8 protein-coding genes are annotated in these 13,579 nt (G+C 70.5%); 1 reads left to right on the top strand and 7 read right to left on the bottom strand.

The features are described from left to right. Positions 1 to 6 precede the first annotated feature (6 nt). From ACQPZK_RS07110 to ACQPZK_RS07100, 3 genes are all read right to left on the bottom strand, one after another. Positions 7 to 1,371, bottom strand: coding sequence for a glutamine synthetase family protein (locus ACQPZK_RS07110; RefSeq protein ID WP_433537517.1), 1,365 nt, complete (start codon positions 1,369 to 1,371; stop codon positions 7 to 9). A gap of 115 nt (positions 1,372 to 1,486) precedes the next feature. After that, a complete protein-coding gene (locus ACQPZK_RS07105; protein ID WP_433537516.1) occupies positions 1,487 to 3,034 on the bottom strand; it encodes an amino acid permease in 1,548 nt (515 codons plus the stop codon). Positions 3,035 to 3,406: 372 nt separating this feature from the next. After that, a complete protein-coding gene (locus ACQPZK_RS07100) occupies positions 3,407 to 4,927 on the bottom strand; it encodes an FG-GAP-like repeat-containing protein (RefSeq protein ID WP_433537515.1) in 1,521 nt (506 codons plus the stop codon). A gap of 260 nt (positions 4,928 to 5,187) precedes the next feature. Between ACQPZK_RS07100 and ACQPZK_RS07095 the strand changes: the two genes are divergently transcribed. Then, positions 5,188 to 8,568, top strand: a complete 3,381-nt coding sequence (locus ACQPZK_RS07095; RefSeq protein WP_433537514.1) for a BTAD domain-containing putative transcriptional regulator — start codon at positions 5,188 to 5,190, stop codon at positions 8,566 to 8,568. 59 nt (positions 8,569 to 8,627) lie between these two features. Here ACQPZK_RS07095 and ACQPZK_RS07090 read toward each other — a convergent pair whose 3' ends face one another. The 4 genes from ACQPZK_RS07090 to pcaF all read right to left on the bottom strand — a co-directional run bounded on the left by ACQPZK_RS07090 (position 8,628) and on the right by pcaF (position 13,549). Continuing rightward, positions 8,628 to 9,128 carry a DUF456 domain-containing protein gene (locus ACQPZK_RS07090; protein ID WP_433537513.1) on the bottom strand — a complete coding sequence of 167 codons (501 nt, stop codon included), beginning with the start codon at positions 9,126 to 9,128 and terminating at the stop codon, positions 8,628 to 8,630. Between the two features lie 85 nt (positions 9,129 to 9,213). Beyond that, complete coding sequence (locus tag ACQPZK_RS07085; RefSeq protein WP_433537512.1) at positions 9,214 to 11,373, bottom strand: putative bifunctional diguanylate cyclase/phosphodiesterase; 2,160 nt, start codon at positions 11,371 to 11,373, stop codon at positions 9,214 to 9,216. A gap of 4 nt (positions 11,374 to 11,377) precedes the next feature. Continuing rightward, positions 11,378 to 12,190 carry an SAM-dependent methyltransferase gene (locus tag ACQPZK_RS07080; protein ID WP_433537511.1) on the bottom strand — a complete coding sequence of 271 codons (813 nt, stop codon included), beginning with the start codon at positions 12,188 to 12,190 and terminating at the stop codon, positions 11,378 to 11,380. 153 nt (positions 12,191 to 12,343) lie between these two features. Then, on the bottom strand, positions 12,344 to 13,549 hold the full coding sequence (pcaF, locus tag ACQPZK_RS07075) for a 3-oxoadipyl-CoA thiolase (protein ID WP_433537510.1): 1,206 nt from the start codon (positions 13,547 to 13,549) through the stop codon (positions 12,344 to 12,346). Between the last annotated feature and the right edge of the window lie 30 nt (positions 13,550 to 13,579).

The following is a 13,579-nucleotide window of genomic DNA, read 5'->3' as shown; positions in this document are numbered from 1 at the left end:
TAGCGCTCACAGGCGTTCGAAGCCACGGGTCAGCTCCCAGTCCGTCACCGCCGCGTCGTACGCCTTCAGCTCCACCCTCGCCTGGTTGGCGTAGTGGGCTACCACCTCGTCGCCGAAGGCGCTCCGGGCCACCTCGGACTCCTCCCACAGGGCCAGGGCGTCGCGCAACGTGGTGGGGACGCGCTCGGCCTCCGGGTCGTCGTACGCATTGCCCGTGCACTCCGCGCCCAGCTCCAGTTCCTGTTCGATGCCGTGCAGCGCGCCCGCGACCAGCCCGGCGATCGCCAGGTACGGGTTGACGTCGGCCCCGGGCACCCGGTTCTCCACGCGCATGCCCTGCCCGTGCCCGACCACCCGCAGCGCGCAGGTGCGGTTGTCGACACCCCAGCGCAACGCCGTCGGGGCGAACGAGCCCGGCTGGTAACGCTTGTAGGAGTTGATGTTCGGCGCGAACAGGAGGCTGAACTCCCGCATGGTGGCGAGCAGTCCGGCGAGCACCTGCTGCCCGGTGGACGACAGGTGCGCCGGCCCGTCCCCGAGCATGGCCGACGAGCCGGACGCGTCCCGGAGCGAGAAGTGGATGTGGCAGGAGTTGCCCTCCCGCTCGTTCGGCTTGGCCATGAAGGTGATCGACATGCCCTCCTGGGCGGCGATCTCCTTCGCGCCGTTCTTGTAGATGACGTGGTGGTCGGCGCAGGCCACCGCCTCGTCGTACCGGAAGGCGATCTCGTGCTGGCCGAGGTTGCACTCGCCCTTGGCGCTCTCCGGGGTGAGCCCGGCGCCGGCCATCTCGGTGCGGATGCGGCGCAGCAGCGGCTCCACCCGGGCGGTGCCGAGCAGGGAGTAGTCCACGTTGTACTGGTTGGCCGGAGTGAGGTCGCGGTAGCCGCGCCGCCAGGCGTCCTCGTACGAGTCGCGGAACAGCACGAACTCCAGCTCGGTGCCGGCGTACGCGGTCAGCCCGCGCTCGGCCAGCCGGTCCAGTTGCCGGCGCAGGATCTGCCGGGGCGAGGCGACCACGTCACCGGAACCGTCCAGCCAGGCGAGGTCGGCCAGCAGCATCGCCGAGCCGGGCTGCCACGGCATCCGGCGCAGGGTGGCGAAGTCCGGCACCATGGCGAAGTCGCCGTAGCCGCGCTCCCAGCTCGACATCGCGTACCCGTCGACGGTGTTCATGTCGACGTCCACCGCCAGCAGGTAGTTGCAGCCCTCGCTGCCGCCCTCGACGACCTGGTCGAGGAAGAAGGGCGCGTGGAATCGCTTGCCCTGCAACCGGCCCTGCATGTCGACCAGGGCCAGCACCACGGTGTCGATCTCGCCCTCACCGACGGCGACCCGCAGTTGTTCCAGCGTGAGCGGCGCATTCCTCATGAGCGGGCCTCCATCACCAAGGTCTACTGGCAAACCGGATCACCGTCAATGCCCCCGGTGACGCGGGTGGCAAACCCGACGGGACGGCCGCGCGGACCGTCCCGTCGGGCGCGAATCAGGCCGGGCCGTCGACGGGCGCCGGGTCGGCCGCCGCACGCTCCTCGACGGTACGGACGGGGCCGGTGAACCACTTGCGGGCCGAGGCGTACCACCAGACGGCCACCACCACCAGCACCCCGCCGACGGCGAGGGGCGCGTAGTTCACCGCCGACCAGGTGAACTCGTCGTTGCCGGGTACCCCGGCGGGCACGATCGGCAGCACGAAGTAGACGGCGATGACCGCGATCTCGATGACGGCAATCCAGCCGAGCAGCTTGTACCTGCGTCCCAGCGTCCACGGGCCGGGCACGAAACGGTCGCCCATGCGCAGCCGCAGCGCGATCGGGATGAGGAAGGACAGGTACAGGCCGAGCACCGCGACGGAGACCACCGCGTAGAAGGCGATCGGGATGCCGGCCGAGCTCTCGTAGAGCGCCGGCAGGGTGAGCACCAGACCGGCGATCGTGGCTCCGATGATCGCGTTGACCGGCGTGCCGTTGCGGTCGACCTTCGACCAGAGCCGCCAGCCCGGCACCGCCCGGTCCCGGCTGAACGCGTACGCCATGCGGCTCATCGACGTCACACAGCTCATGCCGCAGAAGAACTGCCCGATGGTGGAGATGATGATGACGATCTTGAAGAAGACCGGGGTCAACGCCGACTCGAAGATCGCGCCGGAGAAGCCGCCCGCGGCGTTGACCGCCTCGACGTCGGTGGCCGCGAACAGGAAGGCCAGCAGCAGGATCCAGCCACCGACCGCAGAGTAGAAGATCGACTGCCAGAGCCCCTTGGCGGCGGCCTGGGATGCGCCCCGGGTCTCCTCGGAGACGTGCGCGCAGGCGTCGAAGCCGGTGATCGTGTACTGGGTGAGCAGGAAGCCCAGCGGCAGCACGTAGAACCAGAACGTCAACCCGCCGGTGTCGCCGTCACCGAAGCCCGAGTTGTTGAACCGCTCGGTGAACACGAACTGGAAGCTCTGGTGGTTGTCCGGGACGAACACCAGGATGGCCACCACGACGGCGGCGCCGGCCACGTGCCACCAGACCGAGACGTTCTGGAGTACGTCGATGATCCGGTGCCCGTAGATGTTGATGAGGCCGTGCAGCGCCAGGATGATCACGAACAGGACGAACGCCTGCCGGAGCGTCCCGGCCCAGCCGTCGAAGAGCGCCGACAGGGTGAGGTTGAGGAAGGTCGCGCAGCCGTAGTCGACCGACGCGGTGACCGCGACCAGGCCGATCAGGTTCAACCAGCCGGTGAACCAGCCGTGCGCCGGGCGACCCATGGTCGCCGCCCACCAGTAGATGCCGCCCGCTGTCGGGTACGCCGACACCAGCTCGGCCATGCAGAAGCCGATGATCAGGATGAACAGTGAGATCAGCGGCCAGCCCCAGGAGATGGCGACCGGTCCGCCGTTGTTCCACGCCTGGCCGAACGTGGTGAAGCAGCCGGCCAGGATCGAGATGATGGAGAACGAGATGGCGAAGTTGGAGAAGCCGCTCCACTTGCGGCGCAGTTCCTGCTTGTAGCCGAGCTCGGCGAGTCGCCGGGCGTCGTCGTCCATGGGTTGCTCTGCGGTCGGAACGGGCGTCGTGGCCACTGCGCACCTCCCTGAGGTGGTTCCGTCAACGAGTGCGCAAAGTGTCGTCCCGTTGATCACGGCCGGTCAATACGTCACGGGGTTATTGCGTTGCCGCAGCGGCCCGTGCGGGGCATGCTCAACCATGACCGGGCCCCATCGGGAGGGGGCCGCCTACCGGGCGCTCGGCAACGCCCGGTCCGCGTCCGCGCGCGGCGTCCAACTTCTCTCTCACTGACGGCGATCCCGCCGCATCCCGGACGCCCGAGCCGCCGCCTTCCGCCGGCGGTACCGCCGGGCCGGCCCGCAAGGGCGGCCGGGCTCGTCGTCGACGAGCCCGGCCGCGCCACAGGAGCGTCAGCTGATCCGGTCGAAGCTGCCCCAACTCACACCGATTCGCGTCGGTGAGGACAGGACACGGTTGGTTGTGAAGGAACCCGTGCCGGGGTAGACCCAGAGAGTGCGGTCCGTGGTCTTTCGACCGACGATGTCCGACTTGCCGTCCCGGTTGAAGTCGCCAGTGGTCAACGCGTCCATGATGTTCCAACCGTGGCCCATCGCGATGGACGTGCCGACCACCCCGTCTGCGGTGAGCGATCCGGTGCCCGGGTAGAGCCACAAGATGCCTTCGCTCGGGCGCCGGGCGACGATGTCCGACTTACCGTCCTGGTTGAAGTCCCCAGCGGTGAAGGCATCGAAGCTGTTCCACATAATGCCGATGCGGGTCGAGGTCCGGACAACCCCGTCGGTGACGAGCGAACCCGTACCCGGGTACACCACCAGGCTGCCGTCGGAGGGTCGACGCGCGACGACGTCGGAGATGCCGTCCTGGTTGAAGTCACCGCTGAAGATCGCGTTGAACTGGTTCCAACCCGTGCCGACGCGCACCGGGGGGTAGTTCAGCACCCGGTCGGTGGTGAACGATCCGGTGCCGGAATAGACCCAGAGCGATCCATCGGCAGGCCGCCGGCCCACGATGTCCGACCGGCCGTCCCGGTTGAAGTCCCCACTGAAGATCAGATCGTACTGACCCCAGCCCGTGCCGATCCGGATCTTTGACCCGAGAACCGCGTCGGTCGTCAACGACCCGGTGCCTGGGTAGAGCCACAGCTCGCCGGTGCTGGCGCTCCGAGCGACGATGTCGTCCTTGTCGTCGCCGTTGAAGTCGCCGGAGACGCCGGAAGACGGGCCGGAGCTGGTGCTCTCAAGAATGTTGTCGTAACGGACCGGTGTGTAGTCGCTCGCCTTGCTGGCTGACCAGGCGTCCTCGACGGTGTTCTGGCTTCCGGTCTGCTCGATCACCCGAGGTTGGGTCTTGCCGGAGTCTTCCCACCGGAGGAACAGTGCGACGTGATTCTCGTCGGGGTCCCCCGTATGGCGAAGCAGCGCATCACCCGGCTTCAGATCGCTCCGCGCGATGGTGCGGGTCCTCGTGTCCAGGTTGCCCGTCCAGAAGGCGTCACCAGAGCCACCGAGGCCCCAGGCCATCGAGACGAAACCGGAGCAGTCGGTGCGATAGTCGCCGTACTGGTTCTCGTAACACCGCTCCTGGCTGTAGGGAATGCCTACGGCAAGCCAGGTGCGTGCACGGGTGATCGCCTCGTCGCGGGTGACGGACCTGTCCTCGCCGTTGTCGTCACACGGGAGGGGGGTGGTGGCCACCGCAGCCCGCGTTTCGACACGGTCGGCCAGACCCGAATAGTTTGGCAGCGCCGGATCACCCGGGTTCGCCGCGCTGGCGATGCCCGCCGCCCGTATCGGCGACGAATCAGCAGCCGCCGCCGGCGATGATGTCGCCGTGGCAACGCCGACCAGCAGGATCAGCGGTGGCAGCAGCCGAGCGGCAAGCCGCAAACGTGCTCGAGCGGAAGTTCGCATAGGTCTTCTCCCCGTGTCGGGCGGGCTTCGGCCCGCGTCGCAGAGAAGTGTGTGCAGCGGGGCTGGCAGCTCGCTGGTGGCTCGAATCCCGCACTCCGCCCGTACCCAGCGGAGCCTGCGCCTACGTCGTTGATGAGGGCCGACACGGATGTCGGCCGTCGCCTAGACTGCGAGCTCACCTCCTCGCCATGACGATTTCGGGGTCAGTTATGGGCGCTCGAGAGCATGTGAGTATCGGCCGTCTGATCAAGGACATGCGGGTGAGCCGTGGCCTGACACAGGCGGCCCTCGCCGGCCGGGCCGGGCTGGGTATCGGTACGGTCCGCGACATCGAGCAGGGGCGCTGCGGGCTCCCCAGGCCGCGCTCCCTCCGAGCGCTCGCCGAGGCCCTCGATCTGTCCCGCCACGACCGTGCCCGCCTCACCACACTTAGCCGCCGGGACGGGGTGGACCCACCCGAGCCCGAGGGACCGGCACACATCTCGGTCCTCGGGCCACTGATGGTCACCCGAGCGGAACGAGCGGTCGCCATCGGCAGCGGGCGACACCGCGTGGTCCTGGCCCGATTGGCGCTGACCCCTGGCCGTCCCGTCGGTCGAGACGAGCTGATCCAGCTGATCTGGGGAGACGACCCGCCGCCAGCTGCGCCCAATGTGGTGCAGACACATGTGAGCCGGCTGCGCCGAATCCTCGACCCGCAACCGCCCCGGCCGGGCCGGCCGCCGACCGTGACACTGATGCCCGGTGGCTACCAGTTGAACGTGGACCGCGTCCGACTCGATCTGCTCAGCTATCGGGCCCGACTGAGCGAGGCGCAGTCGGAGCGTGCGCCGCAACGAGCGTTCGATTTGATTATCGACGCCCTCGACCTGTGGCACGGCGACGATGTCGTCGAGGACGTGCCGGAGCTGAGCGGTGACCCGCTGGTGGTCGCACTGGCCCAGGAACGGGTCGAGGCCACCGTTCTGCTGGCCCGGCACGGCGAGGCGTTGCGGCGACAGCGACAGGTTCTACCGCTGCTGCGGCGGCTGGCTGAGCGGCACCCGTGGCACGAGTCCGTGCATGCCCGGCTGATCGTCGCACTCGCCGCTGCGGGGCAGCAGGCCGCCGCTCTCGAGGTGTTCGACAAGATTCGCCACCGACTGGTCGAGGAGTTGGGCATCGACCCCGGCGCCGAGCTGCGCGAAGCCCGACAGGCGTTGCTCGCGGGGCAGCCGGAACCGCGTAACCGGATTTCCACGACGAGCCGGCAGATCGTACGGCCCTGGCAGGCGCCGGCGCCACCGCCCGACTTCTGCGGCCGGACCGCCGAGCTGCGCAGCATCGAGCGCGCTCTGCGCTACCCCGCTGCGGCGCCGGGTGCTCGAACGAGGGTCGTCTGCGTGGTGTCGGGCATGGCCGGCGTCGGCAAGACCAGTTTTGCACTGAGCGTGGCCCAGGCAGTACGACGTGACTACCCGGACGGCCAGGTTTACCTCAACCTGCGAGGCGCCGAAGACCGACCTGTTCCAGTCGGGTACGCGCTCGCCCGGCTCCTACGAGCACTCGGCGTCCCGATGCGGGCGATTCCCGCCGACGAGGACGAGGCAGCCGCCCTCTACCGCAGCACACTCCATGATCGACGGGTACTGGTGCTCCTCGACAACGCGCACGACGCCCTTCAGGTCCGCCCGCTGTTGCCCGGTCCGGGCGACAGCGCCGTCGTGGTCACCAGCCGTAACAGGTGTGCGGGACTCGACGGCGCCGTCCTGACCGAGCTGCCCGTCCTCGCTCGGAGTGACGCCCTGACCCTGTTACGGGGGCACATCGGGACGGCTCGACTGGAGGCCGAACGCGAGAGCGCCGAAGCGGTCGTGGAGGCATGTGGGAGGTTGCCCCTCGCGCTGCGGCTCGTCGCCAGCCGACTGGCCGCGCATCGTCAGCTCACCATCGCCGACGCTCTCAGACGGCTCTCGGACGAACATTCACGGCACGAGCTGTTCAGCGACGGCCCGGAGAGTGTGATGCACAGTTTCGCGCTCAGCTGCCGCGACCTGCCACACCTCTCGGCTACGGTCTTCCGCGACGCCGCGCTGGTCCCCGGCGACACCGTCTCCGTCGCCGCGGTCGCCGCTCTGGTCGATGCCGAGCCGCGGCTCGTCGGTCAGGCCTTGGACAACCTCGTCGCCATGAACCTCCTGCAGCCCGCCGGACCGGGCCGCTACCAGTACCACGACCTGCTGCGCCTCTATGCGGTCCAATCCGGTTCGCGCGAACCGGCCAATCGACCCGCCGCGCTTCGCCGCCTGTACGACTGGTACCTGACCCGGACCGCAGCGGCGATGAAGCTCGTCTATGCCGACATGGTGCGGCTTCCGCTCGACGGCGACCTCGACGACGACGCATGTTTCCCGACCGCCGACGCCGCCCTCGAATGGTTGAACGAGGAGATCGGCAGCCTCGTCGCCGCGGTCGAGGCCGCCGCGCTCGACGGCGACCGAAACCGGTCATGGCAACTCGCGGATCAGCTTCGCGGATACTTCTTCGTCCGCGGGGACGTGCCGGCCTGGCAGGCGACGGGGCACGCCGGCCTTGCCGCCGCGGAGGCCGAGGCCGACATCCGGGCGCAGGCGGCCATGCACCAGACCATCGGCCAGGCACACTGGGCAGCCGGTCGGCACCAGCTGGCCGAGACGCACTACCGCCGCGGCATCGACGCCGCACGCCGGAGCGGCTGGTTGGTCGGTGAGGCGTACCTGTCGCACAATCTCGGCCTGGTGCGGGCCGAGCTGGGCCGAGTGGATGAGGCAGAGCTGCTCTACCAGCGCGCCTTGCATCTTGGGACGGAACCCGAATTCGACCACATCCGGGCGGTCACGCTCAACGACCTCGCCACGTTGTGTCATGAGCGTGGCCAGCTCATGGCGGCTGTCGATCACCTGCACGCCGCTCTTCGGTTGAACGATACGACTGCCCGCCACGCATCGGCCATGGTAAACCGGTCCAATCTGGGCATGGTTCTGCGGCAGTTCGGCGACCTCGACGCGGCGCGTACCCACTTCGACTTCGCGCTCGCCTACTACCGGCGCACCGGTGCCGTGATGAATGAGCTGTCCGTCCTCGACGAGCTGAGCCAGCTCAACCGCCAGCGCGGTGAGTGGCTGCCCGCGGTGAACGACGCCGCAGAGGCGTTGCGGCTCGCGCGGTCGCAGGGCAACCTACGGGCCGAGGCCGCCACCCTGAACACGCTGGGCTTCGCTCTGCTGGGCAGTCGTGCAGTCAACGACGCCGAGGCCCGGTTCGCCGAGGCACTGCTGATCAGCCGCGACAACGGCTACCGGTATTTCGAGGCGCAGGCGTGTATCGGCGTCGCAGAGGTGTTCCTGCTCGACGGAGCGGCGGATGAGGCATACCGGGCGGCAGGCGAGGCGCTGGACAAAGCCGCACCCAACGGGTATCGAGGGCTGCACGGCGACGCCCTGCTGGTGCAGGCCAAGGCGGCGATGACCTTGGGCGACCTGGCGACGGCCGACGCCCTCTCACGCGCGGCCGGCGCGCTGCTGCTCACCGTGAACCTGCCCGACCGGCTGCGCGAGCACGAAGCCGTTCGGGCCCAGCTGGAGAGCGAGATGCAACGAGCCCTCGCGGAGTTCAGGGGTTGAACCGTCCAACATGGTGGTGCGACGCGGGCTTGGGCGACCTGGACCGATGGCGGGCGGGGTCACGCGAGCAGGAGGCCGCCGACCCAGAGGGCGCCGATGGTCAGGCCGGCCAGGAACTCCACCAGCATGGACAGGCCGACCGCCTTGAGGGCCTGCACGGTGGACGGCCAGGCGAGCCGATTGCTGCCCAGCCGCAGCCGCTCGGCCGCCCACACCCCCAGGACGAAGCCCAGCAGGAGGCCGACCACGGGGATCACGAAGAACCCCACCAGCCCGAGCGCTCCCCCGGCCAGCAGGGACGACGTCGGCACACCGGTCCGCTTGAGGTTCCGCCCCGGCCAGAGATACTTCACGATCATGCCGCCGACCGCGACGAGCGTGGCGGCGGCGAACACCGCCCAACCCACGGGCCCGGCGCCGCCGAAGATCGCCCAGACCAGCACCCCGCCCCAGCACAGGGGCAGCGCCGGCAGGCCGGGCACCACCACACCCGCCAGTCCGGCAAGGATGGCCAGTGCGGCCACCACGGTCACCACCGTCTGCGAGTCGTTCAGGCTCACGCCGTCGCCTTCCGTCGGCACCTCACGGACCGGACCGGCCCGCCGTTTCCGCCTTCACCGTCCGTCGCCGGCCAGCCCGCGCGGCTCACGTCGTAGCCTGCCGGAGCCGAGCCGTGATGTCCTGTGCCGGGACCGGCGCGCCGAAGTACCGTCCCTGCCCGGTGTCACAGCGCAGGGCCCGTAGCCGCTCCGCCTGCACGCCGGTCTCCACCGCCTCGGCCGTGACCCACAGCTCCAACGCGTGCGCCAACCTGACCAACGCGTCGACGATCCGCTCGTCGCGGTGGTCAGCCGCCTCGTCCGTACCGTCGGCGCGGATGCCCTCGACGAACGGGCCGGCCAGCTTCAGGCAGTGGATCGGCAGCCGGCGCAGGTAGGCGAGGTTGGAGTAGCCGGTGCCGAAGTCGTCCACCGCCAGCCGGACGCCCAGCGCCGCGAGCCGGTGCAGGCTGCGCAGCGGCTCGCCCGCGCTGCCCATGACGGCGCTCTCGGTCAACTCCAGTTGCAGCAGCTCCGCCGGCAGACCGGTGGTGGCCAACGCGTCGGCCACCGTCGCGACGATCGCCGGGTCGTCGGCCTGCCGGGCGGCCAGATTGACGCTGACCACGACCCGTGCCTCGGGGAACTCCCGCCACCAGCGTTCGGCGTCGAGGCAGGCCTGCCGCAGCACCCACTCGCCGAGCCGGACGATCAGACCGGTCTCCTCGGCGAGGCCGATGAACCGGTCCGGGCCGATGAGACCGAGCTCCGGGTGCTCCCAGCGGACCAGCGCCTCCACGGCGAGCATCGTGCCCTCCAGCAGCGAGACGATCGGCTGGTAGTGCAGCACGAACTCACCCCGGTCCAGCGCGGCCGGCAGTCCGGCGACCAGCGCCGACCGGGCGAGGTCACGGGCGCTGCGCTCCGGGTCGTACACCGCCCACCGGCCCCGCCCGGCCGCCTTGGCCCAGTAGAGCGTGGTGTCGGCGGCCTTCATCAACTCCGAGGCGGTGGTCTCCGCGGCCGGGCAGTCCACGATCCCGACGCTGGCGGAGACCGCCAACTGCTTGTCGCCGACGTGCACGGGCGCGGCGACGGCGGCGAGCGCGGCCTCCGCCACGGCCACCGCGTCCTCGACGTCACCACCGCCGTCGACCAGGATGACGAACTCGTCGCCGCCCATCCGGGCGACCAGGTGACCCCGGTCGGCCACGCACTCGGCGAGCCGCCGGCCGATCGTCACCAACAGCCGGTCACCGAGGTCGTGGCCGAGGCTGTCGTTGATGGTCTTGAAGCCGTCCAGGTCGAGGAAGCACACCCCGACCCGGCGGCCGGGGCCGGCGGCGTCGAAGACCCGGCCCAGCGTCTCGAAGAACAGGGTGCGGTTGGGGAGCCCGGTGAGCGGATCGTGCAGCGCCTGGAAGCGCAGCCGCTGCTGGAGCTCGTACCGCTCGGTGATGTCCTCGATCATCGCGACGGTGAACCGCGGTCGGCCGTCGTCGTACCGGATCAGCGACACGGCCAGGTCCGTCCACACGACGCTGCCGTCCTTGCGGTGGTAGCGCTTCTCCACCCGGGCCGAGTCCTGCTTGCCCTCGATCAGCTCCTGGTACAGCTCCCACATGCCGGCGGCGTCATCGGCGTGGAACAGCGCCGCCACGTTCATCCGGCACAGCTCCTCGATCGAGTAGCCGAGCATGTCGGCGAACGCCGTGTTGACGTCGATGATCTGCCCGTCGACCCCGGCGATGCCGATCCCGATGGCGGCGCCCGTGAAGACCGCCCGGAACCGCGCCTCGCTGTCGCGCAGCGCCTGCTCGACCTCGTCCCGCGCCTGCCACGCCGAACGGGCGATGCGCTCCTGCTGGGCGAAGGTGCGGTCGCGCAGCGCACGGGCGAATCCGGCCGCCAGCGCGCCCTGCGCCGCCGCGATCCGGTCGCCCAGATCGGCCGGCCGGCCGCCGGCCAGCACCCGGTCGGGGAATTCGTCGCCGAGCGCGCGCAGCGACCACTCCAACGCCCGGGGCTCGGTCAGGTGCGCCTCCACCAGGGCCCGCCCGACCTCCTCAGCGGGACGGGCACTGAACGGCTCCGCGCGTACGACCTCCGCCAGCCGGACGGTGTGCAGCAGCAACAGCCGCTCGGTCTCGGCCGCGCTGAGCGGCACGAAACCGATGCGGCGTACGGCACGGGCCCAGTCAGCGGCGTACGCCTCGACACCGGTCCGGCCGACGTCGACCCCGGTGGGGTCCGGGACGGCGGCCATCGGGTCAGCCGGCGGGCTGGTCGTACCGGGCGACGCCACCGAAGGCGCCGAACCGCTCGGGGTGCTCGTCGACGTCCTCCGGCGAGTCGGGACGCCACAGTGGCATGTGCACGACGCCCGGTTCGAGGACCGTCCAGTCGCCGAAGAAGCCGGTGACCTGCGCGCGGGAACGCAGGGTGATCTCGGTGTCGGTCCGGGAGGAGAGGCGCTGGGCGTCCAGCATTTCCTGCGGCTGGTCCTCGAAGGTGGAGTGCGAGATGACCAGGAAGCTGCCCGGTGCGGCGGCGGCCCGCAGGGTCGCCAGGATGTCGTCGGGACGGTCGGCGTCCGGAACGAAGTGCACCACCCCGGCCAGCAGGATGCCCATGGGACGCCCGAAGTCGATCAACCCGAGCCGCCGGGTCTCGTCGAGAATGCGCTGCGGGTCGCGTAGGTCGGCGTGGATCACGCCGGTCAGGTCGTTGCCCGCGAGCAGTTCCCGGCTGTGCGCGACCGCCACCGGGTCGATGTCGACGTAGACGACCCGGGCCTTGGGGTTCGCCGCCTGGGCCACCTCGTGCACGTTGCCCACGGTCGGGATGCCGGAGCCGATGTCGAGGAACTGGTCGATGCCGGCGTCGAGCAGCGCCCGGACGGCCCGGCGCAGGAACTCGCGGCCGGAGCGCATGGTGGCGGCGAGGTTCGGGGTCATGCTGGCGATCTGCTCGGCCAACTGCCGGTCGATCTCGAAGTTGTGCGCCCCGCCCAGAAAGTAGTCGTACACCCGGGCCGCGCTCGGCCTGGTCAGATCAATCTCGGTCGGCAGTGCGTCCGGCATCGGTGTGCCCCCAGTTCGTCGCCGCGGCGCGAGGCGGCACCGGCGTCGACGGGCGTACGCGGCCGTCGGCCGACCCCGCGGGTCGTGTGGTGTGGACCACTCTAGGCCGCCGGCCACCGCGTACGGGAGATCCCCTCACGTAACTTTCCGCACTCAGGCGGCAGATTCCAGCAGCAGCGAGATGCCCTGCCCGACACCGATGCACATGGTGGCGAGAGCCCGGCGGCCGCCCCGGCGGCGCAGCTCCAGGGCTGCGGTCAGCGCCAGCCGCGCACCGCTCGCGCCCAGCGGATGCCCGAGCGCGATCGCGCCTCCGTTGGGGTTGACGTGCTCGGCGTCGACAGGCAGTCCCAGTTCGCGCAGCACCGCCACGGACTGCGCGGCGAACGCCTCGTTCAGCTCGACGACGTCCACCGCGGTCAGGTCGACGCCGGTCCGGTCGAGCAGCTTGCGGGTGGCCGGCACCGGGCCGATCCCCATGATCCGGGACGGCACGCCGGCGGCCGCCGCGCCGACGACGCGGGCCAGCGGGGTGAGGTCGTACCGCCGCACCGCGGCCTCACTGGCCACCAGCAGCGCGACCGCGCCGTCGTTGACGCCCGACGAGTTGCCGGCGGTCACCGTGCCGCCGTCGCGGAACGGGGTGGGCAGCGCGGCCAGCTTCTCCAGCGACGTCTCGCGCGGGTGCTCGTCGACCTCGACCAGTCGGGTCTCGCGACGGCCGGCAGGAACGGACACCGGGACGATCTCCTCGGCGAACCGGCCGTCTGCCTGCGCCCTGGCGGCGCGCTGCTGTGAGCGGTACGCGAAGGCGTCCTGCTCGGCGCGGTCGACTCCGTACTCGGCGGCCACGTTCTCCGCCGTCTCGGGCATCGAGTCGATCCCCCAACCGTCGCGCATCAGCGGGTTGACCAGCCGCCAGCCCAGGGTGGTGTCGTACATCTCGGCCGAGCGGGAGTACGCCGAGGTCGCCTTCGGCACGACGAAGGGCGCCCGGCTCATGCTCTCCACCCCGCCGGCGATCACCAGCTCGGCGTCCCCGGCCACGATGGCCCGGGCGGCGGTGGCGAGGGCGTCCAGACCGGAGCCGCAGAGCCGGTTGACCGTGCTGCCCGGCACCTCCTCGGGCAGCCCGGCGAGCAGCGCCGCCATCCGGGCCACGTTCCGGTTGTCCTCGCCGGCCTGGTTGGCGCAGCCGAGCACGACGTCGTCGACGCGGGCCCAGTCCACCGACGGGTGCCGGGCGACCAGCTCGCGGATGACGTGGGCGGCCAGATCGTCGGGGCGGACGCCGGCCAGCGCGCCCGCGTACCGGCCGATCGGGGTACGGACACCGGCCACCAGGTATGCCACGGTCATCGCGAGTCCTTCAGGGGTGCAGACGGCGGG

The sequence above is a fragment of the Micromonospora sp. CA-249363 genome (assembly GCF_050950185.1).
Lineage (GTDB): Bacteria > Actinomycetota > Actinomycetes > Mycobacteriales > Micromonosporaceae > Micromonospora.
Note: the sequence above shows the minus strand (reverse complement) of the source record. Positions and strands in the feature narration are given on the sequence as shown.